Below are 22,096 nucleotides of genomic sequence, written 5' to 3'. Positions count from 1 at the left end.
CGCGAACGCGGGAATCCTGCGTCTTCGGAAGCCGCTGGATCCCCGCCTGCGCGGGGACCACAGACGTTGGTGGGCAGGGCGCTTGCTATTCGGGTTGCCCGCGCTCGCGCAGCAGATCGGCGAGGCTGCGGGCCGCCGGCCGCAAGGGCTCTCGATGATCGGTCCACCCCATCTGCCGCGATGGCGTGAACGCGCGCAGCCGCGTCGCGGCCCAGCGGAACACCCGGTAGAGGCGCGGATGCGCAAATGCGCCGCGCCAGAAGCGCCAGATCAGCTGTTCGCCGCGGCTGTAGCGCGCGCCCTGGCCGCGCAGGGGATGCTGTACCGCCTCGTCGGGATTGCGGTTGGCCTCGGTGCGCAGCCGGATCAGCAGCTGGGGAATCGGAATCCGCACCGGGCAGACCTCGCCACAGGCGCCGCACAGGCTCGACGCGGTCGGCAGATCGGCGGTGGCGTCCAGTCCCAGCAGATGCGGCGAGATGATCTTGCCGATCGGGCCCGGATAGGTGGTGCCGTAGGCGTGCCCGCCGATGCGGGTATAGACCGGGCAGTGGTTCATGCAGGCGCCGCAGCGGATGCACTGCAGCGTCGCGCGCAATTGCGCGTCGGCATAGGCCTGGGTGCGTCCGTTGTCGAGCAGCACCACGTGCATCTCGCGCGGGCCGTCGAGCTCGCCGGCGCGGCGCGGACCGGTGATCAGGTTGAAGTAAGTGGTGATCGCCTGGCCGGTGGCCGAGCGCGTCAGCAGCGTGGCGAGCGGCACGATATGGTCCAGGCTCGCCACCACCTTCTCGATGCCCATGATCGCGATATGCACCGGCGGCACGGTGGTCGACAGCCGGCCGTTGCCCTCGTTCTCGACCAGCCACAGCGTGCCGGTGTCGGCGGCGGCGAAGTTGACGCCGGACAGGCCGATATCGGCCTCGACGAAGGCGTGCCGCAGCGCGCGGCGGCCGGTCTGGATCAGCGTGTCGACGTCCTCGGTGTAGGGCGTGTCGGGGATATGCTGCTCGAACAGCGCGGCGATATCGCCACGGGTCTTGTGGATCGCCGGCATCACGATATGCGAGGGCCCCTCGCCGGCCAGCTGGACGATGTACTCGCCCATATCCGATTCGAGGCTGCGGATGCCGCGCTCGGCCAGGTAATGGTTCAGCGCGATCTCCTCGCTGGCCATCGACTTGCCCTTGATCACGCTGCGCGCGCCGTGGCGCTCGGCAATGTCCGCGATGATCGCGTTGGCCTCGTCGGGCGTCTGCGCCCAATGGACCTGCACGCCGACCTCCGTCAGCTTTGCCTCCAGTTGCTCCAGCAGCTGCGGCAGATGCGCCAGCGCATGCTGGCGCACCGCCTCGCCGAGGTCGCGCAAGGCCTGCAGCTCGTCGCCGTCCGGAAACTGGACCGCGCGCTTGTTCTGCAGGAAGTCCATCGCGCCGCGGAAGCTGCTGCGCAGCTTGGCGTCGTCGAGCGCCGCCCGGGCCCGCGCCTTGAAGTCGGCGGACGGTACGAAATGCATCGGGGTCGCGCTCATACCGGTTCTCCCGATGTCGGTGCCGACGCTTGTATTGCCGGCGATGCCGTGCTGCCGCCGCGCTCGACGATCAGCACCCACAGCCGGCGCGGCCCATGCGCGCCATAGGCCAGCGTCTGCTGGATGTCGGAGGTTTTCGACGGGCCGGACACCAGCACCAGATTGGTCGGCATGCCGTCCTGCCAGCGTTCGGCGCGCATCGCGGCGTGCAAGTCCGCATGCAGCGTGTCGGCGTAGACCAGCGCCACATGCAGCGGCGGGACCAGCGAGACCGTGCGCGGCGCGCGCGCGTCCGGCAGCAGCACCAGCGTGCCGGTGCCTGCGATGCCCGAGCGCGCCACCGTGAAGCCGGCGTCGATGGTGTCGAACAGCTCGCCCTTCCACGCTTCGATGGGGCGTTGGTATGCGACGGCGTCGACGGCCGATGGCAGGCAGCGCGACAGCGCGATGCCTTCCGGACCTTGGGGATCGAACAGCAGGCGGCGCACGCCGTCTTCGGCGAGGCGCTGGGCCAGCAGTGCGGGCCAGCCGGCCTCGTCGGTGCGCCAGACTTCGGCGTGTGCCGCGTGAAGGGCGGCCTGCATCGCGTCCGCGAGCGTGGCGCCGTCCGCGGGCGCGTGCATCGCGCGCCGGCCGTCGAAATGCGCGTCGATGCGCCGGCTCAGCGTTGGCGCCGCGGCGGGGTCGTCGTTGGCGACCGGCGCGGCAGCGCGCAGCCGTTCGAGGATGCGCGTGCGGGCGTCGTCGGCGATCATCGCTGCGTCTCCGTTGCGGCCAGCGCCGCGTGCGGGCCGGCGCTTCCATCGCGGTCGCCATCCCCGCTTCCATCCGCATGACCAAGACGGCGCCACAGGAACGTGGCCATATGCTCGACCTTGAGGCCCAACGCCTGCCGGCGCGCCGCATGGCCGATATTGAGCAGGCAGCCGCAGTCGGCCGATACCAGCGTGTCGCAGCCGGTGGCACAAGCGGAAGCGACCTTGTCCTGCACCATCGCGCCCGAGATGTCCGGATGCTTCAGCGAGAAGGTGCCGCCGAAACCGCAGCACTCGGATTCGCGCTCGTGTTCCAGCCGTGTGACACCGGGCAATGCGTCGATCAGTTCGACGCCGTGAACGCGCGTGCCCATCTCGCGGCGGGCCGCGCAGGAGGTATGCAGTACCACGGTCTCCGGCCTGACAGATCCCGACGTCGACGCCTCCGCCGGCGCCGCACCCGGATAGCGGACCTTCAGCACGCGCAGCAGGAACTCGCTCAGTTCGAACACGCGCTCGGCCAGCGCGCGCGCCTTCGGGCCTGCCACGGCATCGTCCTCGAACAGCTTGGGCCAGTGATGGCGCATCATGCCGGCGCAGGAGCCGGAGGGCACGACGATCGGCCAGGGCTGGGCGAACAGATCGAGCTGCGCCCGCGCGACGGCGCGCGCCTGCTCGGGGTTGCCGCTGCTGTAGGCCGGCTGGCCGCAGCAGCTCTGCCCGCGCGGAAAATGCACGGTCAGCCCTTCCCGCTCCAGCAGACGGACCGCATCCAGGCCGGCTTGCGGCACGAACAGGTCGACCAGGCAGGTCGCGAACAGGTACACCTGCGCGGGGGCCTCGGGGTATTGCCTCGGAATCATGTCTCGCTCCGGAGATGGCCCGCCTGCAATGGCGGGCTCGATGCGTAGTAGTGGCGTAGTAGTGGGGTAGTCGTGCGTTTGGGACGTCGTTCTGCGTCCGAGTGTGGTCGCGGCGGAGCACGTCCGCTTCGGCGGCATAATTCCCGCTGCGGCGGCAAGGTTCAAATTGGTTGGACCAGTTGAACGCGCGACGAAGCGAGGGGAGAGGACGATGGCGGCAGGCATGCGCGAGCGCGGCCGGGTGGAGGAGGTAATGCGCAAGGTCGAGACCGCGCTGCTGGATGGCACGTGGCCGGCGGGCACGCGTCTGCCGGCGGAGCGTGTCCTGGCCGAGACCTACGGCGTGGCCCGCAACACGGTGCGCGAGGCCACGCAACGGCTGGCGGCGCGGGGGCTGCTGCAGAGCCGGCGTGGCGCCGGCGTGTTCGTCACCGAGCAGCTGCGCAGCGGCATCGCGTCGCCGTGGCGCCAACTGGTTGCCGACCATCCGGCGCTGCGCGAGGACATCCTGGAATTCCGCCGTGTACTGGAGGGCGCCACCGCGTATTTCGCCGCGCTGCGCGCCGACGGGCAGGACCTGCGGCGGATCCGAACCCTGTTGGACCAGTTGGAGCGCGCCCGCGAGCGCGACGACAAGCAGGCGGAGGCCGACGCCGACGCGCAACTGCACGAGGCGATTGCGCTGGCCTCGCACAACACGATGTTCCTGCACCTGCATACCAGCGTGATCGGCATGCTGCGCGAGCACATCACGACCAACGGTACCGGCCTGCGCGAGCAGGACGCCGAGGCCTCCGACCAGCTGCTGCTGCAGCATCGCACGCTGTGCGCGGCGATCCTGGCGCGGCGCCCGGAAGAGGCGCGCACGGCGATGCAGGCGCATATCGACTACGTGCGCAGCCGGGCGGAGTAGCCGGCCGTCGTCGAGCGACGCGCCTTCTTCGGAGCTCCGGAGTCTGGTTTCTTCCCGGCAGGCGCACGCAGAAACGGGTACGCTCCCGGCGCCGGCGTGGCACGACTGTCCGCTCGCCGACGCCGCAGCAGCCGTTCCCGCAACGGAAATCGGACCGGTTTTGGCGGCCGGTGAGCCGGCGGAATTGGCACGCAGAAACGGGTACGCTTCGCCCCCAAGTCCTTCGCCAGAGAGTCGCCATCGGGCTTCCATGACGTTTGCGCGCTATATTCCGGACCAGGGGCCCGGTGCCGCGCCAAGCCGCGTCATGACAGGGCCACCGCTCCTTGCCGGGGGAACAGATGGCGTTCACTGAAACGATCGGCGCGCGGCGCTACGCGTTCGCGGACATGAAGACGCTGCTGGCCAAGGCCAGCCCGGCCCGCTCGGGCGACCAGCTGGCGGGCCTGGCCGCCGACAGCGAAGAAGAGCGGATGGCTGCACGGATCGCGCTGGCCGACCTGCCGCTGTCGCGCTTCCTGAACGAGGCGCTGATCCCGTACGAAAGCGACGAAGTCACGCGCCTGATCGTCGACCGCCACGACGCCGGCGCCTTCGCGGAGATCGCCGCGCTGACGGTCGGCGAATTCCGCAACTGGCTGCTGCTGCACGAGACCGACGGCACGGTGCTGGCCCGCGTGGCGCCGGGCATCACGCCCGAAATGGCGGCCGCGGTCAGCAAGCTGATGCGCAACCAGGACCTGATTGCGGTGGCGCGCAAGTGCCGTGTGGTGACGCGCTTTCGCGACACGATCGGACTGCCGGGCCGGCTGTCGGTGCGCTTGCAGCCCAACCATCCCACCGACGACCCCAAGGGCATCGCCGCCTCGATCATCGACGGCCTGTTCTATGGCTGCGGCGACGCCACCATCGGCATCAATCCGGCTGGCGACAACCTGGCGTCGATCGTGGCGCTGCTGCGGCTGATCGACGAGCTGCGCGAGCGGCACGGCGTGCCGACGCAGTCGTGCGTGCTGACCCATGTCACCAATACGCTGCGCGCGATCGAGCAGGGCGCGCCGGTCGACCTGGTGTTCCAGTCGATCGCCGGCAGCGAGCAGGCCAACGCCGCCTTCGGCATCGATCTGGCGCTGCTGGCCGAAGCCCGCGCCGCCGCGCTGTCGCTGGGCCGCGGCACGGTCGGCGACAACCTGATGTATTTCGAGACCGGGCAGGGCAGCGCGCTGTCGGCCAACGCCCACCACGGCGTCGACCAGCAGACCATGGAGGCGCGGGCATATGCGGTGGCGCGCGCCTTTTCGCCGCTGCTGGTCAATACCGTGGTCGGCTTCATCGGGCCGGAGTACCTGTACGACGGCAAGCAGATCGTGCGCGCCGGGCTCGAGGACCATTTCTGCGGCAAGCTGCTCGGCGTGCCGATGGGCTGCGACATCTGCTACACCAACCACGCCGAGGCCGATCAGGACGACATGGACACGCTGCTGACGCTGTTCGGCGTGGCCGGCGTCAACTTCATCATGGGCGTGCCCGGCGCGGACGACATCATGCTGAACTACCAGAGCACCGCGTTTCACGACGCGCTGTACCTGCGCGAGACGCTGGGCCTGGCGCCGGCACCGGAGTTCGAGGCCTGGCTCAAGCGCACCGGCATCTTCCGCGACGATGGCAGGCTGGTCGAGCCGGCCGAGCGCCAGCCCTTGCTGCAACTGGCGCACGACCTGTAAGCGATTCAGGCCCATTCAGGATCATTCAGGATCATTCAGGCCCATTCAGGAGCGATCGATGCCTTCGACCCTCGCCCCGCCCCATCCCTGGCAACGGCTGCGCCAGTTCACCTCGGCGCGCATCGCGCTCGGCCGCGCCGGGCACAGCCAACCCACCGACGCGGTGCTCGCGTTCGGCCTGGCCCATGCGCAGGCGCGCGACGCGGTGCACCAGCCGTTGTCCTGCGAGATCGTCAAGGCGGCGCTGGACGAGGCAGGGTTTGCTCATCTAGGGGTCCATAGCGCCGCGGCGGACCGCGCGCAGTACCTGCGCCGCCCCGATCTGGGCCGCCGGCTGGACGAGCACAGCCGCGAGCGGTTGCGCCAGGCAGCGGGCGAGCCGTGCGACGTGGCCTTCGTGATCGCCGACGGCCTGTCGGCACAGGCGGCGCAGCGCCATGCGGTGCCGGTGCTGCGCGCGGTGCGCGAGCGGCTGCCCGACTGGCGGATCGGCCCGGTCGCGATCGCCGAGCAGTCACGCGTGGCCCTCGGCGACGAGATCGGCGAGCTGCTGCGCGCGCGGCAGGTCGTGATGCTGATCGGCGAGCGCCCCGGCCTCAGTTCGCCCGACAGCCTAGGCATCTATCTGACCTACGACCCCCATCCCGGCCGCACCGACGCGCAGCGCAACTGCATCTCGAACGTGCGCCCGGAAGGGCTGCCGTACGCGCAGGCGGCCGATCGGCTGGCGTGGCTGCTGCGCGGCGCGGTGGCGCTGGGCTGCAGCGGCGTGCGGCTCAAGGAGGACAGCGGCGCGCTCGGCGCCGGCGAGGCCGCCGCGCTCAGGTCACCGGCGCCGGATTGAACAGCACCAGCGCGTTCTGCAGCTTCCACTGCTCGGCATACGATTTTCTGCCGCTGGCAATCTCGAGCATCGTGTGGAACAGCTGCCAGCCGACCTCTTCGATGGTGGCCTCGCCGGTCGCGATCCTGCCGGCGTCGATATCCATCAGGTCGTGCCAGCGGCGCGCCAGGTCGCTGCGCGTGGCGACCTTGATCACCGGGACTTCGGCCAGTCCGTACGGCGTGCCGCGTCCGGTGGTGAACACATGCAGGTTGATGCCGGCGGCCAGTTGCAGCGTGCCGCAGATGAAGTCGCTGGCCGGCGTTGCCGCATAGAGCAGGCCCTTCTGCCTGGCCTTCTCGCCGGGGGGCACCACGCCGTGGATCGGCCCGCTGCCCGACTTGACGATCGAGCCCATCGCCTTCTCGACGATGTTCGACAGGCCGCCCTTCTTGTTGCCCGGCGTCGTGTTGGCGCTGCGGTCGACGCGGCCCTTGCTGAGGTAATCGTCGTACCACGCCATCTGCTCGATCATCGCCTGCGCGACCTCGGGCGTGGCCGCGCGCGCGGTCAGCTGGTCGATGCCGTCGCGCACCTCGGTGACCTCGGAGAACATCACGGTGGCGCCGGCGCGCACCAGCAGGTCGGTGGCAAAGCCGACCGCGGGATTGGCGGTGACGCCCGAAAACGCATCGCTGCCGCCGCACTGCACGCCGACCACGAGTTCGGAAGCCGGGCACGTCTCGCGCCGGCGCGCATTGAGCCGCTGCAGATGGCGCTCGGCCGTCTCCAGGATCGAATCGATCATCGAGCCGAAGCCCACATGGCGCTCGTCCTGCAGGCAAACCACGTCGGGTGCGCCGCCTTCGATCTGCAGCGGGATCGTGCCGGACTCGATCAGTCGCGTCGGCTGCAGCTTCTCGCAGCCGAGGCTGACGATCATCACCTCGCCGCCGAAGTTCGGATTGAGCGCCAGGTTGCGGATCGTTCGGATCGGGATCACCGCATCGGGCGCGTCGATGGCCACGCCGCAGCCATAGCTGTGTTCCAGCGCCACCACGTCGTCGACGTTCGGGTAGCGCGGCAGCAGCTCGGCCTTGATCCGGCGCACCGCGAAGTCGACCACGCCGGCCACGCACTGCACCGTCGTCGTGATCGCCAGGATGTTGCGCGTGCCGACCGAGCCGTCGGCATTGCGATAGCCCTCGAAGGTGTAGCCCTCGAGCGGCGGCAACTCGGCCGGCACGCGGCTGGCGATCGGCAGCGCGTCGAGTTCCGGTGCGGACGGCATCCGCAGCACGCGCTCGTTGACCCAGCTGCCGCGTGGCAGCGGCTTCACGGTGTAGCCGATGACGACGTTGTAGCGCAGCACCGGCGCGCCTTCGTCGAGATCGACCAGCGCGACCTTGTGGCCCTGCGGCACCGCCTCGACCAGTTGCAATCCGCACGGGAAGGTGGTGCCGGCCGGCAGGCCGCCATCGTTGGCGACGATGGCGACGTTGTCCGCGTCGTGCATGCGGATATAGAGCGGTTGGCCGGCGCTGCGGCTCGCCGTTTGCATCATGAGCGTATCTCCTGGGCCGCCGTCAGTCGGCGGTGATCTTTCCGGTTTCGATGACGTGCTTCCAGCGGGCCGATTCGGCGGCCTGGAAGCGGGTGAACTGTTCGGGTGTGTTGCCGACGATCTCGAAGCCGACCTCGAGCAGCCTGTTCCTGACCGCGGGGTCGTTCAGCCCGGCGACGATGCCCTTGTGCAGCCGCTCGCGGACATCGGCGGGCAGCCCCTTGGGCGCGGCCACTGCCTGCCACGAGTAGACGACCAGGTTCCTGATCCCGGCCTCGTCCATGGTCGGTACCGATGGCAGTACCGGCGAGCGTTGCGTGCTGGTGATCGCCAGCGCGCGGATCTTGCCGGCCCTGACCTGCGGCATCGCCGTGTTGATGTTCATGAAGGTCGCATCGACCTGCCCGCCGATCAGATCGTTCATCGCCGGCGCGCCGCCCTTGTACGGGACATGCGTGCCACTGGTGCCGGTCTGCTGCCAGAACAGCTCGGCGGTCAGGTGGTCGCTGGTGCCGTTGCCGGCCGAGGCGAAGGTCAGCTTGCCCGGATTGGCCTTCAGGAACGCGACCACCTCCTGCAGCGTCTGGAAGCGCGAGTTGGCCGGTACCGCCAGGATGTTCGGCGCCTGCACCGCCACCGAGATGTAGTCGAAATCGCGGGCCGGATCGTACGGCGTGCTCTTGATCAGATGCGGGGCGATGACCAGTGGACCGAGCGAGGACACGAGCAGCGTGTAGCCGTCCGGTGCCGCGCGCTTGACGAAGCTGGCGCCAATCGCGCCGGCCGCGCCGGGCTTGTTCTCGACCACGAAGCTGGCGCCGGTCTGTTCCTGCAGCTTGGCGCCGACGATGCGGGCGATCACGTCGGTCGAGCCGCCGGCGGGAAAGGGCACGACCATCGTGACCGGCTTGTCGGGCCAGGCGGCATGGGCGGACAGCGTGGTGGCGAGGCCGAAGGCCAGCGTGGCGATCAGGCGTTTCATCTGTGTCTCCTTGAGGGTGGGTCTCTCGCTTGTCATGCATCGGCCGGTCCTGGGCGCCGGCCTGTGTTCCGTTGGCGGGCCGCCCTTATGGGCGAGCGCCGAATTCCGTCTGTGCCCGCGTCCATGCGCGCGCCTGCTCGCTGATCGAGACACCCAGGCCGGGCCGCGTCGGCACGACGATGCGGCCATCGCGGATTTCCAGCCGCTCGTTGAACAGCGGCTCGAGCCAGTCGAAATGCTCGACCCACGGCTCGCGTGGATACGCCGCCGCCAGGTGAATGTGCAGCTCCATCGCGAAATGCGGGGCCAGCATCAGCCCGGCGTGCTCGGCCAGCGCGGCGACCTTCAGGAAGGGCGTGATGCCGCCCACGCGCGGGGCGTCGGGCATCAGGTAGTCGGCGGCGCGGTGGCGGATCAGGTCCCAGTGTTCGGCGGCGCTGGTCAGCATCTCGCCGGTGGCGATCGGGGTATCGAACTGCGCGGCCAGCGCGGCGTGGCCCTCGTGGTCGTAGGCGTCCAGCGGCTCCTCGATCCAGACCAGGTGGAACGGCTCCAGCGTCCGGCACATGCGCTGCGCGGTGGGGCGGTCCCATTGCTGGTTGGCGTCGACCATCAGCGGCACCGCGTCGCCCAGATGTTTGCGCACCGTGCCGACCCGTTCGAGGTCGCGCGCGCCGTCCGGCTGGCCGACCTTCAGCTTGATGCCGCCGATGCCGCGTTCCACCGAGGCCGCGGCGTTGATCAACAGCTGATCGAGCGGCGTATGCAGGAAGCCGCCCGAGGTGTTGTAGCAGCGCACCGCATCGCGCTGCGCGCCGAGCAGCTTGGCCAGCGACAGGCCCGCGCGGCGCGCCTTCAGGTCCCACAACGCGACGTCGAAGGCGCCGATCGCCTGCGTCGCCATGCCGCTGCGCCCGACCGAGGCGCCGGTCCAGCACAGCTTGTCCCACAGCCGCGCGATATCGCTAGGGTCTTCGCCGAGCAGCGTCGGCGCCAGCTCGCAGGCGTGGGCGTACTGGCCGGGACCGCCGGCGCGCTTCGAATAGCTGAAGCCCACTCCCTCGCGGCCGTCCGCCGTCGCGATTTCGGCGAACAGGATCGCGACCTCGGTCATCGGCTTCTGGCGGCCCGTCAGCACCTTGGCGTCGCTGATCGGGGTGGCCAGCGGCAGATAGCAACTGGACAGACGGATCCAGGCGATGCGGTCGGCGGTGGAGGTCATAAGCTGTCTTTCGTTCGGCGGCAGGGTATCGTTGTCGGATCGGAATGATAACGTTGTCATTCCGGTGCCAAATGAAGCCCGTTACAATGTCGGGCGCCGTGCACCGGGATTTTGCGATGCGGCGTGACAGGGACGGGCACGTTTCGGCGAAATGCTAACGTTGTCATATCGGCGCTGTCAACGCGCTTCGCCGCGATGCCGACTCATGGCTTTCCCGAACCCGGCCGTCCACCGGATCCGTTGCCATCCGTTGCCATCCGTTTGCCCCGACCCGAGACCTGACGTGGCCACCACCAAAGCGCAGAACAAGTCCGTCACCCTGCATGACGTCGCCCGCGCGGCCGGCGTGTCGCTGATCACCGCCTCCCGCGCACTGAGCAATCCCGGCATGGTGTCGGCCAAGACGATCGAACGCGTGCAGCAGGCGGCCGACGCGGTCGGCTATATCCCCAACCTGATCGCCGGCGGACTGAAGTCGCGGCGCAGCCTGATGGTGGCGGCCGTCGTGCCCGATATCGCCGTGACGCAATTCCTGCCGACCATCAAGGCATTGACCGAGACGCTGGAGGCGGCCGGCTACCACCTGATCCTCGGACAGAGCAGCTACGACGATTCGCGTGAAGAAGCGCTGCTCAACGCGATGATCGGCCGGCGCCCGGACGGCATCGTCGTCACCGGGCTGATCCAGTCCGAGGCGGCGCGCGAGCGGCTGCGGCAGTCGGGCATTCCGGTCGTCGAGACCTGGGAACTGAGCGACCGGCCGGTGGACATGGCGGTCGGTTTTTCGCACGTCAAGGTCGGCAGCGCGGTGGCCGGGTATTTCCTCGCCAAGGGCTGGCAGCGCGTGGGCATCGCTACCGGCGACGACCGGCGCGCGCGGATCCGCTCGGAGGCCTTCGTGTCGACCTTCGGCCGGCCGGTGCCGACCGCGGTCGTGCCGGCGCCGAGCAATCTGCCGTTGGGGCGGCGCGCGCTGGCCGAACTGCTGGACAAGGCCCCAGGCCTTCAGGCGATCTGCTGCAGTTCGGACCAGCTGGCGCAGGGCGTGCTGGTCGAAGCGCAGGCGCGGGGCTTGCGCGTTCCCGGGGATCTGGCGGTCTGCGGTTTTGGCGATGCCGAGGCGTCCGCCCACATGGCGCCGTCGCTGACCACGGTCCAGGTCGACGCCGCGCATATCGGCGCGATTGCGGCGCGGCTGATCCTGGACAAGTGCAAGGGGCTGCCGGTGGAGCCGCGCGTCGTCGACGTGGGGTTTCGCGTGATCGAGCGCGCGTCGACGGGCGGGCCGGACTGAAGGTTCGCCCAGCGCGCACGCTGCAACGCGCCGCTTCAGCGCGTCATCGCTGCGCCGCGCCCAGGCGCGGCCAGATCGCCTGCAGTTCGCCCTTCAGGAACGTCAGCAGGCATCGCGTCGCCATGGTCTGGTAGCGGTTCGGCAGCGTCAGCATATAGAGCCGGCTGCCGAACACGCTGATGCGATAGTCGCGCAATACCGGCGTCAGCAGGCCCGCGGCGAGCTCGCGGCCGATCGCATACAGCGGAAAGATGCCGATGCCGACGTCGCCCAGCACGGCCTCCTTCAGGAAGGCAAAATTCTCCGAACTGAGCGTCGGTTCCAGCGCGACCTGCTCGCGCTGGTCCTCGCCGGCGCGCGTGCCGAAGGCCTTCAGCTTCTGCCCGACCGGCGATGCGCAGACGATTGCATGGCGTTGCAGATCGGCCAGTGCTTGCGGGGCCGGCTGCGCGGCAAGGTAGGCCGGCGAGGCGCAAACCACCCAGTCGACCTCGCCGATCTCGGTGGCCACCACCGAATCGGGCGGCGTCGAGATGATCCGCAGCGCGACCTCGACGTCCTCGGAGACCAGGTTGTGGATGCGGTTGTCGAACACCACGTCGAGCGTGATGTCCGGGTAGCGGTGCTTGAACTGCACCAGCAGCGGCGACAGCAGCGCGTGCCCCAGGCCGGTCGGCACCGACAGCCGCACGTGGCCCTGCAGCGTCTTGCCCATATTGGTGATCAGCGCATCGGCCGCGGCGACCTCGGCCAGGATATTGCGCCCGTGTTCGTAGAGGCCGGCGCCCACCGGGGTCGGCTCGACATGGCGCGTGGTCCGGCGCAGCAACTGCACGCCGAGCTCTTCCTCGAGCGCCTTGAGCCGGTAGCTGACGTTGGCGCGCGTCATCTTCAGCTTGCGCGCGGCGGCGGACAGGTTGCCCGCGTCGACGATATCGACGAACAGGCGCAGGGCGTTCAGATCCATCATGGCGAAGCAGTGGGAGGGCGGAACGGACGAGGACGGTCAAGCTACGCGCCGCAACGGTGGCGCTTGCCGCAGGATTGTCAAATATGGCTGTCCATTCTGTCCAAGCCGGCGTGGATTGTCAAAATCCGGGGGCGGCGTACCATGACGGCCATCCGCCCGCATTGTCGGCTCGGCAGCCGCTCGCGCCGTTGCCGGCCGGGGCCGCCACCCTTCCTCCCTTCGCACTCCCACGGAGACCGCCATGACCCTGGACACCGAATCGTTTTCCCTGCTGCGCGCCTCGGTGCAGCGCTTCATCGAAGAGCGCCTGAAGCCCGCCGAGGACATCCTCGAGGAAACGGACGACGTGCCGGCCGACATCGTGGCCGACATGAAGGAGATGGGCCTGTTCGGCATCTCGATCCCCGAAAACTACGGCGGCATCGGGCTGTCGATGTCGCAGGAATGCGATGTCGTCTACGACCTCGGCCATACCGCGCTCGCCTTCCGCTCGGTGTTCGGCACCAACGTCGGCATCGGCTCGCAGGGCATCCTGATGGATGGCACCGAGGAGCAGAAGCAGAACTATCTGCCGCGCATCGCCAGCGGCGAGCTGGTCATCTCGTTCGCGCTGACCGAGCCGAATGCGGGCTCGGACGCGGCCTCGCTGCAGACCAAGGCCGAACTGGACGGCGATCACTATGTGATCAACGGCACCAAGCGCTTCATCACCAATGCGCCGCGCGCCGGCGCCTTCACGCTGATGGCGCGCACGGGGGGCCCGGGGGCATCGGGTATCTCGGCCTTCATCGTGCCGGCCGACACGCCGGGGATCTCGCTGGGCAAGCCCGACAAGAAGATGGGCCAGCGCGGCACCAAGACCTGCGACGTGGTGCTGGAGAACGTGCGCGTGCCGGCCGCCAACATCATCGGCGGCGTGCCGGGCGTGGGCTTCAAGACCGCGATGAAGGTGCTTGATCGCGGCCGCCTGCATATCTCGGCGCTGGCCTGCGGCATGGCGCACCGGCTGCTGACCGACGCGGTGGCCTATGCGAAGGACCGCAAGCAGTTCGGCCGCCCGATCGGCGAATTCCAGCTGATCCAGGGCATGCTGGCCGACAGCCAGGCCGAGCTCTACGCCGGCCTGTCGATGGTGCGCGATTGCGCCCAGCGCTACGACGCCAAGGAGCCGGGCAAGAGCGATCCCGAAGTCAGCATGCTGGCCTCGTGCGTCAAGATGTTCTGTACCGAGATGGTGGGCCGCGTGGCCGATCGCGCGGTGCAGATCCACGGCGGCGCCGGCTATATCGCCGAGTACAAGGCCGAACGCTTCTATCGCGACGTCCGTCTGCTGCGCCTGTATGAAGGCACCACGCAGATCCAGCAAATGATCATCGCCAAGCAGCTGCTGCGCGACTGAAGCCGGCCCGGGCGCGGAGGGTTCAAGCATGAAACAGCTTCAACGCGTCCGCCCTGCCGGCACGGCACCCGGGATCGCACTTCCCGGTGCCGGCGCGCACGGCTGGGCCCCGCATCTCGATCTCGCATTGGCCGGTGACGAGCCGGCTCGTCCGCCGTGCTTCCCGATCATCGCCGCGCTGCGGGCGGGCTGCGCCACGCCGCCGACCGCACCGCTCGACGTGGGAGCGCTGGCGCTTGGCGCGGCGGCAGTCCTCGGCCGCCGCGATCCGATCGTGTCGGTCCAGGCGGCGGAACTCGGCGATATCGATGGCGTGCTGTATCGCACCGGCGCCGGCGGCTGGACGCTGCTGCACCGTGCCGCGCTGGGCCCGTCCGAGGCCCGCTTCGTCCAGGCCTGGTTGCTCGCCTGCTACGCGATGCGAGGCGAGCATGCCGATACCGATGCGTTCGAATGCCGGCAAGGCGGCCTGTATTCGCTGGCCGATGACGACAGCCCGGCCGCGCGCGCCTACAGCTTTGCGGCGCGGCTGACGATGCCCGCCGCCGCCTGCCATCTCGGCCTGACCGGCCATGTCGATGGCGATGTGCTGATCGCCTTTGCCTCGCAACTGCAGGTGCCGCTGCTGCATGCCGCGCGGCGCTGGCTGGCGCGTACCGCGCAGAAGGCCGTGCTGGTGCTCGACGAGGCCGGGACGGTGCGCGCCAGCTGGCTCAGCGAGACGGCGTGCTCGGCCGGTTGGCGCATCGATGCGCAAGCGGTGCCGGCGCGAGAGGCGCGGGGCGCGATGGAAACGTCGAATGATGTTGTGCCGGCTGTCGTCGTCCAGGAACGCCGCGTGGCGATGTCGGACTGGTTTGCCCAGGCGCCGGCCGCCGGCCAGCTGATGGAAACGTCGTTGGGAGCGGTAGACGGCGGGGAGGGGCGGTTCGGATTGACCCTGCTGCAGTTGCCGCGCAATGCGGTTTGCCCTCAGCCGCGCGCGTTCTGGCCGCAATACCGAGCCTGCGTCAGCGCCAACACCGGCGTCAGCGCGTAGTGCGCAGCGGCCGGCGACTCAGCGGATCAGCACCCGCCGGTCCGCGGCGCCCCGCGTCGTGCCGCCGCGGTTTGCCGGGGTGCGGGCCGCCAGCCGCTCGAGCTGGCGTTGCATCTTGGTCAGATAGGTAATCATCATGCCGCGCTCTTCCAGGGTGAGCGGCGAGACCCAGACCGATTGCAGCGCCTTGATGGCCTGACCCAGCTTGTCCATCCGATGGCTGGCGCTCGAGCGGATGACCGGAATCGGCTGCGCCGCATGGGGGCCAGGCTGCGGTTCGAGCCATCCCTGGTCCGACAGGCTGCGGACCATCGCCTCGAATTCCTCGGCCTGGAGCCAGGGCAAGGCGCAGGGGGCGGTGACGTGGTGGGGTTCGACGCGCTGGCGGTGTGCCAGGTGTTGCAGCAGATGCCATTCCGCCGTCGAGATACCGGACTGCGACAGAACGTGGTCCAGGGCCGAATGCCAGCCGGCCAGATTCTCTTGCAGACAGCGCAGCAGCGGTTCCTTGGCGTCGTACAGGTTGGCTGACATGGTGTCGCGAGTCTCCTGTTGTGTTTTGGCCTGATCGTTACCGCTCGCGGGACTGACGCTGGACGAACCGTGCCTGCGATCGGGGGCACCATCGTGCGTTGCCCGGTTACCGCCTTCTTTCGAAAACCTGACGAAAGTATTTGGTGGATCTTCGGGTAAAGCGGCGGTTTTGGCGAGATTGCCGAGGCTGCGACACGGCGTCGCAGGAACCCGCTTGCGTCACGCCTGTGTCACGCCTCGATGGCGTCTCAATGCCGTTTCAATGCCGTCTCAATGCCAGAAGGCATCGACCTCGCGCAGCAGATGACCGGCCAGGATGTAGTCGCCGAGGCGGCTGGCGCGCGCTTCCAGCTCATGCAGCTGCTGGTCCGGAATGGCGCCGAGATCGAACAGGCAATAGAGATTGCGCTGACGGAAGGTGGTCTTGGGTTTGGCGAGCCCTTCGATCAGGGCGTCGTGCGAGCGCACCGCGATGCTTTCCTGGCCGCGGTACTGGACGCGGATGCCGCGTTTTTCCCCCAGCCGGCCCAGTTCGACGGCGTCCTGCCAACCCGTTTCATAGTCCAGCTCCAGCGCCAGAACCTCACGGGCGGCCAGCAGACGCAGGGCCTCGTTCTTGCTGCCGGCTCGTGCGATTGACATGCTTACCTCCGTGGCGATCAAGGACTGTACAAATATACAGTCCTTGGGGTCACCCGGCAAGCAGAAGGTGTCTCAACATCGGGGCCGCAACGCACGGTGCGTGGGCGTCGCGGCGAACGGTCTACGCCGCCCTGGCCGTGCTGCCGGCGAGCTCGCACAGGAACGCCTGCATCGACCTCGGCGGCCGCCCCAGGATCGCCCGCAGCACCAGCGTATTGGCGCGCAATCCATGGGATGCGTAGTGTTCGTGGATCTTGCGCAGCAGGTCCCATTGCGCCGCGCTGTAGTCGAGCGGCAGGCGCGCCGCCCATCGCTCGAAGTCGATCTCGCCGGCGGCGACGGGCCGTCCCAGCGCGTCGCCCATCATCGCGGCGATCTGCGCGCGCGTGAGCCCCGGCTCGCCGGTCAGTTCGAAGCAGCCATAAGCCAGCCGGTCGGTCGTCAGCGCCATTGCGGCAACCTCGGCGACATCGCGGTAGTCGACGCGGGCTACCGGCACGTCGACCGGATAGGGCTCGGCGAAGACGCCCCCGGCCAAGACGCCCGCCCATGCGCCGAGCAGGTTCTGGTAGAAATTCGCGGGCTGCAGCACGGTGAACTGCAGGCCCGAATCGAACAGCGCCTGTTCGACCGGAATCTTGCTGGCGTGGTTGGCCAGCGTGACGTCGGTCGGCTGGATCACCGACGAGAACACGAAGCGGCGCACACCGGCACGCCGCGCTGCGCGGACCATGTTGACGCCCAGTTGCGATTCGTCGGGCGCGAAGGCGGGGCCGATGTAGAACACGCCATCGACGCCGTCCAGCGCGGCCGCCAGCGTTTGTGGCGAGCGCAGGTCGCCGACCGCGACCTCGTCGGTGCCATTGGCCAGCGCGACGGCGGAGCGTCCCGCATCGCGGACCAATCCGCGTACGGTCACGCCCCTGTCCCGCAGCGCCTGCGGAACCAGGCCGGCAAATCGTCCGGCGGCGCCGACGACCAGCACGCGGCGCGCCGCGGCGGCCTCGGTCGAATGCGTTGCTGTCGCGATCGATGTCACGGTGTTTCTCCTCGTTCGTGATGAATGATCCGGACACGATAGGGAGTTCCGAATCGGAGGAGAATACGGGCTCCCGAAGATTCTCTCTTCCACAAATCGAGAGAATCCCGGGCGACGATCTTCCCATTCAGACGTGGAGCGCCGATGGACCGCGTGTCCGACATCCTGACCTTCCTGGCCATCGCCGAGCACGGCAGCCTGAGCAAGGCCGCCCGGCATCTGGGCCGCTCGCTGCAGTCGGTCAGCCGTTCGCTGTCGCTGCTCGAGCGCAGCCTCGGCGTGCAACTGGTGCAGCGAACCACCCGCAGCTGTCAGCTGACCGAGGCCGGCGAGGCGTTCCGCCATCGCGTCGCGCCGGCAATGGCCGAGCTGAGCGAGGCGTGGGATGTCGCGTCGAGCCTCAGTTCGTCCGCGTCCGGGACGCTGCGGGTCAGCGCGCCGGTGCTGTTTGCGCCGGCGTATGTGGTCCCGGTGATCGCGCGCTATATTGAGCGGCATCCGCGCGTGGAGGTGGAGTTGACGGTCAGCGACGCATTCACCGATCTGCGCGCGCAAGGGCTGGACCTGGCCGTGCGGATCGGCGAGGTGACCGACGACAGCTTGAAGGCGCGCCGGCTGGCGATGCTGCGGCGCGTGGCATTCTGCTCGCGCAGCTATGTGGCGCGCCACGGCGTGCCGGCGCACCCGCGCGAACTGGCCGCGCATCGCTGCGTCGTGCGCAGCGGCGAGGGCAACGATGCGCGCTGGCCGTTCCTGGTCGACGGCAAGCAGCGTCGTTATCCGGTCGAGGGCAGACTGCGTGCGGGCAGCACCGCGGCGGTCAACGAGGCGGTGGCGCTGGGCCTCGGTATCGGCTTCGGCCCGCTATGGCAGGTGCGGCATCTGCTCGAGCAGCGGCGCCTCGTGACCGTGCTAGACCGCTTCGAGGCGCCGCCGATCCCGGTGCAGGCGGTATGGCCCGCGGCGCGCGCGATTCCGGCCAAGACGCGGGCCTTCATCGATCTGCTGGCGGACCATCTGGGCGGCCTGTCGTTATAGCGTTGCAGCGCTATGGCTTGCAGTGCTGGCGGACGGCAGCGCAGGGCGGCAGTCCCTACTTCGCGAAGACCTGACCGATATCGCCGAAGGCCTTGAACTCGAGCGCGTTGCCCGACGGATCGAGGAAGAACATCGTGGCCTGTTCGCCAACCTGGCCCTTGAAGCGCACATGCGGTTCGATCACGAACTTGATGTTGGCCGCGCGCAGCTTGTCGGCCAGCGCTTCCCATTGCTCCATCGACAGGATCGCGCCGAAATGGCGCACCGGCACGTCGTCGCCATCGACCGCGCTGGTCGAGCGATGCCCGGTCTCCTCGGGCGCCAGGTGCGCGACCACCTGATGGCCGTAGAAATTGAAGTCCACCCAGCTGTCGGAGCTGCGGCCCTCAGGGCAGCCGAGCAGTTCGCCATAGAAACGCCGGGCCTCCGTCAGGTCGTGCACGGGGAACGCCAGGTGGAACAGGGGAATGGATTGCATATGGGGACCTTTGTGGAATGGGAGCGCGGTCTGCGGCGCCGCGCTGTCGTGGTATGGTCCCGGAAATTCTACCCAGCACAAGTCGCGATATGAAGCGAATCATTTTTGCGCTAAGTATCAGAGATTTCGATGGGCCTTCGATGATCCATTTGCGATGAGCCGCGTGCCATGATCCGCTACTTCCGCACCTTCCTGGTCGCCGCCGAGACCGCTTCGTTTTCCGCCGCCGCGGTGCGGCTGTCGCTGACGCAGTCGGCGGTCAGCACGCAGATACGGCGGCTGGAGGAGGACCTGGGTTGCGCGCTGTTCGACCGCACCGGCAAATCGGTGACGCTCAGCGAGCAGGGGCGCAAGCTGCTGCCCGAGGCGGTCCGCTTCGTCGAACTCTACGAGTCGATGAAGGGACAGGCGCATGCGGCCCCCGCGCTGACGCCGATCGACCTGGGCGCGGTATCGACGGTGCAATCCACGCTGCTGCCGAAGGCGATGCAGCGCTTTCGCGCCGATTACCCGAAGACCCACGTCAACATCGTGCCCGGCATGTCGACGCAACTGCTGACCCAGGTCGATGCGCGCGAACTCGAAGTGGCGGTGATGATCAAGCCGCGGCTCGGCATTCCGGCCGAGCTCAAATGGCTGCCGTTGTTGAGCGAGCCCTTCGTCGCGATCGCGCCGCGCGGTGCGCCACGCGAGCTGAAGGCGATGCTCGGCGCGCTGCCCTTCATCCGCTACAACCGGCATTCGGCTGGCGGACATCTGGTCGACCGGTACCTGAAGCGCCATCGGCTGCGCGTCGACGAGGGCATGGAGCTCGACGAGCCGGCGGTGATCCTGCAGATGGTCGATCAGGGGCTGGGCTGCGCGATCGTACCGGCCGATCTGCTGCCGCTGGCGCAATGCCCGAACGTCCAGGCCGAGCCGTTGCCGGGCCGGCCGATCCATCGCGAGGTCGGCGTGCTGGCGCGGCCCTCAGCGCTGTCGCGGGCGCCGACCGCGGCGCTGATCGACGCCTTCGTCCTCGCGGCGCGCCAGTGGCGCGGGCGGCGGGGCAAGCCGCGCTGAACACGCGCAGCGTCCATTTTGCGGGCCGAAGCCGGCCGGACTCGCATGTCCGAATCCGGCTGGTCGCCCGGCTGGAAAGCGGTAGCATGCAGCCATGGAACTCGATCCCGATACCTGCTACCGCGCCGTGGTTTCGCACGACCGCCGCTTCGACGGGCGCTTTTTCGTCGCCGTGTCGTCGACCGGCATCTACTGCCGGCCGGTCTGCGCGGTGCGCACGCCCAAGCGCGAGAACTGCAGTTTCTTCGCCACCGCGGCGGCCGCGGAGAAGCACGGCTATCGGCCCTGCCTGCGCTGCCGGCCGGAGCTGGCGCCCGGGCACGGGCTGGCGGATCTGTCGGGGCGGCTGGCGCAGGCGGCGGCGACGCTGATCGACGAGGGCTTCCTCGCCGATGCCGGCGTGCCCGAGCTGGCCGCGCGGATCGGCGTCACCGAGCGGCACCTGCGGCGGCTGTTCACCGCGCAGTTCGGCGTCTCGCTGGTCGAATACGCGCAGACGCAGCGTCTGCTGCTGGCCAAGCGGCTGCTGACCGATACCGCGCTGCCGGTTACCGAGGTGGCCCTGGCCGCCGGCTTCGGCAGCGTCCGCCGCTTCAACGACGTATTGAAGACCCGCTATGGCCTGGCGCCGACCGCGATGCGAAAGCGCGCCGCGGGCATGCCGGCCGACCGGCTGGTGTTCGAGCTCGGCTATCGGCCGCCGCTCGCGTGGCCCGCGCTGCTGCAGTTCCTCGGCGCGCGCGCGGTGCCGGGTGTCGAGCAGATCCGGCCCGATCCGCATGGCGGCGAATACGGGCGCACCGTGGCCATCGAGGTGGCCGGCCGCCTGCACAGCGGCTGGATGCGGCTGGCGCTGGTCCCGCAGCGCCACGTGCTGCGCGTGACGCTGTCCGGTTCGCTGGCGCATGCCATTCCGCAGGTGCTTGGCAAGGTCCGGCGCCTGTGCGATCTGGGCTGCCGGCCCGATGTGGTCGACCACCATCTGGGCGCGCTGGCCGCCGACATGCCGGGCATGCGGCTGCCGGGTACGGTCGACGGCTTCGAGATCGCGGTGCGCGCGGTGCTCGGCCAGGTCGTCTCGCTGGCGCAGGCCCGGTCGATGCTGGATCGGCTGGTGCAGGCCCATGGCGCGCCGCTGGCCGTGCCGACGGACGAGTTGCGGGCGTGCTTCCCGAGCGCCGCCACGCTGGCCGCGGTGCCGGTGACAGACCTCAATGCGCTCGGCGTGCCGCTGGCCAAGGCCCGCGCGATCCACGCCATTGCCACGGCCGTGGTCGAAGGCAGGCTGTCGCTGGAACCAGGCGTGGAGCCCGCGGAAACCATTGCAGCCTTGTGTGCCATCGACGGCGTGGGCGACTGGACCGCGCAATACATCGCGATGCGGGCGCTGGGCTGGCCCGATGCGTTTCCGGCGACCGACTACGCGCTGCGCAAGGTGCTGGGCATCGAGCGCACCGGCGAGATGCTGCGCCACGCCGCGCAGTGGGCGCCGTGGCGCGCCTACGCGGCCATGCATCTGTGGCGCCAGTACCAGGACATGCAGGACGGCCGCGAGCGCGAGCGTGCGACCGCGCGCGCCGCACCGGCGGGCGTCGGCGACGCCGGCGGCAAGCAAGCCGTACCGCGCCGCACCCGCCGTCCACAGTTACAGGAGCAGCCAACATGATTCACTACCGTTCGATGTCGGGCCCGCTCGGCGACGTGTTGTTGCGTGCCGAAGACGGCCATCTGACCGGAATGTTCTTCTCCGGCCAGAAATACCATCCGGCCGGACCGTTCGAAGGCGCTCCCGCCGATGCACGCCACGCGCGGCTGCTGGAGCAGGCGGCGCAGGAACTGACCGAGTACTTCGCCGGTGCGCGCCAGCACTTTACCGTGCCGCTGCGCCTGGCCGGCAGCGCGTTCCAGCAGCGGGTCTGGCAGGCGCTGTGCGAGATTCCGTTCGGCCAGACCGTCAGCTACGGCCAACTGGCGCTCGGCCTGGGCCTGCCTCCGAGCCATGCGCGCGCGGTCGGCAGCGCGGTGGGCCGCAACCCGATCTCGGTGATCGTGCCCTGCCATCGGGTGCTCGGCGCCAACGGCGCATTGACCGGTTATGCCGGCGGTACCGGGCGCAAGCAGGCACTGCTGCGGCTCGAAGGCACGGCCGCGGCGCCGCATCTGCCGCTGCTGCGCGATACGCTGGCCGCGGCGGCTTGACCTCGCACGCGTAGCGCTCCGGCCG

Annotated in this window: 21 protein-coding genes; 10 read left to right on the top strand and 11 right to left on the bottom strand. The window is 69.1% G+C overall.

The window, feature by feature from the left end; genetic code table 11:
• Positions 1 to 85 precede the first annotated feature (85 nt).
• From LRR16_RS08290 to LRR16_RS08280, 3 genes are read right to left on the bottom strand one after another with little or no spacing between them, the layout of a single operon-like run.
• The gene (locus LRR16_RS08290) at positions 86 to 1,531 is read right to left on the bottom strand and encodes a LutB/LldF family L-lactate oxidation iron-sulfur protein (protein ID WP_232205541.1); all 1,446 of its coding nucleotides are present in this window, start codon (positions 1,529 to 1,531) and stop codon (positions 86 to 88) included.
• Entirely contained in the window at positions 1,528 to 2,286 is a 759-nt protein-coding gene (locus LRR16_RS08285) for a lactate utilization protein C (protein ID WP_064574446.1), read from the bottom strand. The genes LRR16_RS08290 and LRR16_RS08285 overlap by 4 nt, the downstream gene beginning before the upstream one ends.
• Positions 2,283 to 3,149, bottom strand: coding sequence for a (Fe-S)-binding protein (locus LRR16_RS08280; protein WP_232205534.1), 867 nt, complete (start codon positions 3,147 to 3,149; stop codon positions 2,283 to 2,285). Before LRR16_RS08280 ends, LRR16_RS08285 begins: the two co-directional genes overlap by 4 nt.
• Positions 3,150 to 3,360: 211 nt before the next feature.
• On the opposite strand from LRR16_RS08280, the gene LRR16_RS08275 reads away from it, so the two are divergent.
• The 3 genes from LRR16_RS08275 (at position 3,361) to eutC (ending at position 6,630) form a co-directional block, all read left to right on the top strand.
• Complete coding sequence (locus tag LRR16_RS08275; protein ID WP_006579947.1) at positions 3,361 to 4,062, top strand: FadR/GntR family transcriptional regulator; 702 nt, start codon at positions 3,361 to 3,363, stop codon at positions 4,060 to 4,062.
• A gap of 341 nt (positions 4,063 to 4,403) precedes the next feature.
• Positions 4,404 to 5,786, top strand: a complete 1,383-nt coding sequence (locus LRR16_RS08270; RefSeq protein WP_232205532.1) for an ethanolamine ammonia-lyase subunit EutB — start codon at positions 4,404 to 4,406, stop codon at positions 5,784 to 5,786.
• 58 nt (positions 5,787 to 5,844) lie between these two features.
• Entirely contained in the window at positions 5,845 to 6,630 is a 786-nt protein-coding gene (gene eutC, locus LRR16_RS08265; RefSeq protein ID WP_232205531.1) for an ethanolamine ammonia-lyase subunit EutC, read from the top strand.
• On the opposite strand, the gene garD is transcribed toward eutC, so the two are convergent.
• The 3 genes from garD to LRR16_RS08250 all read right to left on the bottom strand — a co-directional run bounded on the left by garD (position 6,608) and on the right by LRR16_RS08250 (position 10,377).
• A complete protein-coding gene (garD, locus tag LRR16_RS08260; RefSeq protein WP_370646770.1) occupies positions 6,608 to 8,170 on the bottom strand; it encodes a galactarate dehydratase in 1,563 nt (520 codons plus the stop codon). The two genes, eutC and garD, sit on opposite strands and share 23 nt — an antisense overlap.
• 25 nt (positions 8,171 to 8,195) lie before the next feature.
• Positions 8,196 to 9,155, bottom strand: coding sequence for a tripartite tricarboxylate transporter substrate binding protein (locus LRR16_RS08255; RefSeq protein WP_006577947.1), 960 nt, complete (start codon positions 9,153 to 9,155; stop codon positions 8,196 to 8,198).
• Positions 9,156 to 9,240: 85 nt separating this feature from the next.
• The gene (locus LRR16_RS08250; RefSeq protein WP_232205528.1) at positions 9,241 to 10,377 is read right to left on the bottom strand and encodes a mandelate racemase/muconate lactonizing enzyme family protein; all 1,137 of its coding nucleotides are present in this window, start codon (positions 10,375 to 10,377) and stop codon (positions 9,241 to 9,243) included.
• 283 nt (positions 10,378 to 10,660) lie between these two features.
• On the opposite strand from LRR16_RS08250, the gene LRR16_RS08245 reads away from it, so the two are divergent.
• On the top strand, positions 10,661 to 11,671 hold the full coding sequence (locus LRR16_RS08245; RefSeq protein WP_232205521.1) for a LacI family DNA-binding transcriptional regulator: 1,011 nt from the start codon (positions 10,661 to 10,663) through the stop codon (positions 11,669 to 11,671).
• A 43-nt stretch (positions 11,672 to 11,714) separates the two neighbouring features.
• Here LRR16_RS08245 and LRR16_RS08240 read toward each other — a convergent pair whose 3' ends face one another.
• Positions 11,715 to 12,638: a LysR family transcriptional regulator gene (locus LRR16_RS08240; protein WP_232205592.1), complete on the bottom strand. Its 924-nt coding sequence runs from the start codon at positions 12,636 to 12,638 to the stop codon at positions 11,715 to 11,717.
• Positions 12,639 to 12,882: 244 nt separating this feature from the next.
• Between LRR16_RS08240 and LRR16_RS08235 the strand changes: the two genes are divergently transcribed.
• Both LRR16_RS08235 and LRR16_RS08230 read left to right on the top strand, forming a co-directional pair.
• Positions 12,883 to 14,040 (top strand): acyl-CoA dehydrogenase family protein, encoded by a 1,158-nt coding sequence (locus LRR16_RS08235; RefSeq protein WP_006577944.1) that lies wholly within the window; start codon positions 12,883 to 12,885, stop codon positions 14,038 to 14,040.
• Positions 14,041 to 14,068: 28 nt separating this feature from the next.
• Positions 14,069 to 15,079 (top strand): hypothetical protein, encoded by a 1,011-nt coding sequence (locus tag LRR16_RS08230; protein ID WP_232205519.1) that lies wholly within the window; start codon positions 14,069 to 14,071, stop codon positions 15,077 to 15,079.
• Between the two features lie 18 nt (positions 15,080 to 15,097).
• On the opposite strand, the gene LRR16_RS08225 is transcribed toward LRR16_RS08230, so the two are convergent.
• The 3 genes from LRR16_RS08225 to LRR16_RS08215 form a co-directional block, all read right to left on the bottom strand.
• A complete protein-coding gene (locus tag LRR16_RS08225; RefSeq protein WP_232205517.1) occupies positions 15,098 to 15,613 on the bottom strand; it encodes a hypothetical protein in 516 nt (171 codons plus the stop codon).
• 270 nt (positions 15,614 to 15,883) lie between these two features.
• Positions 15,884 to 16,255 (bottom strand): hypothetical protein, encoded by a 372-nt coding sequence (locus LRR16_RS08220; protein WP_006577941.1) that lies wholly within the window; start codon positions 16,253 to 16,255, stop codon positions 15,884 to 15,886.
• 121 nt (positions 16,256 to 16,376) lie between these two features.
• Positions 16,377 to 17,294 (bottom strand): NmrA family NAD(P)-binding protein, encoded by a 918-nt coding sequence (locus LRR16_RS08215; protein ID WP_232205515.1) that lies wholly within the window; start codon positions 17,292 to 17,294, stop codon positions 16,377 to 16,379.
• A gap of 144 nt (positions 17,295 to 17,438) precedes the next feature.
• Here LRR16_RS08215 and LRR16_RS08210 point away from each other — a divergent pair, with 144 nt between their 5' ends.
• Positions 17,439 to 18,332, top strand: a complete 894-nt coding sequence (locus tag LRR16_RS08210; RefSeq protein ID WP_232205514.1) for a LysR family transcriptional regulator — start codon at positions 17,439 to 17,441, stop codon at positions 18,330 to 18,332.
• Positions 18,333 to 18,387: 55 nt separating this feature from the next.
• Here LRR16_RS08210 and LRR16_RS08205 read toward each other — a convergent pair whose 3' ends face one another.
• Positions 18,388 to 18,810 (bottom strand): VOC family protein, encoded by a 423-nt coding sequence (locus tag LRR16_RS08205; RefSeq protein ID WP_232205513.1) that lies wholly within the window; start codon positions 18,808 to 18,810, stop codon positions 18,388 to 18,390.
• A gap of 168 nt (positions 18,811 to 18,978) precedes the next feature.
• Between LRR16_RS08205 and LRR16_RS08200 the strand changes: the two genes are divergently transcribed.
• From LRR16_RS08200 to LRR16_RS08190, 3 genes are all read left to right on the top strand, one after another.
• On the top strand, positions 18,979 to 19,872 hold the full coding sequence (locus LRR16_RS08200; protein ID WP_232205512.1) for a LysR family transcriptional regulator: 894 nt from the start codon (positions 18,979 to 18,981) through the stop codon (positions 19,870 to 19,872).
• 94 nt (positions 19,873 to 19,966) lie between these two features.
• On the top strand, positions 19,967 to 21,538 hold the full coding sequence (locus LRR16_RS08195; RefSeq protein WP_232205510.1) for a DNA-3-methyladenine glycosylase 2 family protein: 1,572 nt from the start codon (positions 19,967 to 19,969) through the stop codon (positions 21,536 to 21,538).
• A complete protein-coding gene (locus LRR16_RS08190) occupies positions 21,535 to 22,071 on the top strand; it encodes a methylated-DNA--[protein]-cysteine S-methyltransferase (RefSeq protein WP_232205509.1) in 537 nt (178 codons plus the stop codon). The genes LRR16_RS08195 and LRR16_RS08190 overlap by 4 nt, the downstream gene beginning before the upstream one ends.
• Positions 22,072 to 22,096 lie beyond the last annotated feature (25 nt).

It is taken from the genome of Cupriavidus sp. UGS-1, assembly GCF_021213615.1.
Lineage (GTDB): Bacteria > Pseudomonadota > Gammaproteobacteria > Burkholderiales > Burkholderiaceae > Cupriavidus.
Note: the sequence above shows the minus strand (reverse complement) of the source record. Positions and strands in the feature narration are given on the sequence as shown.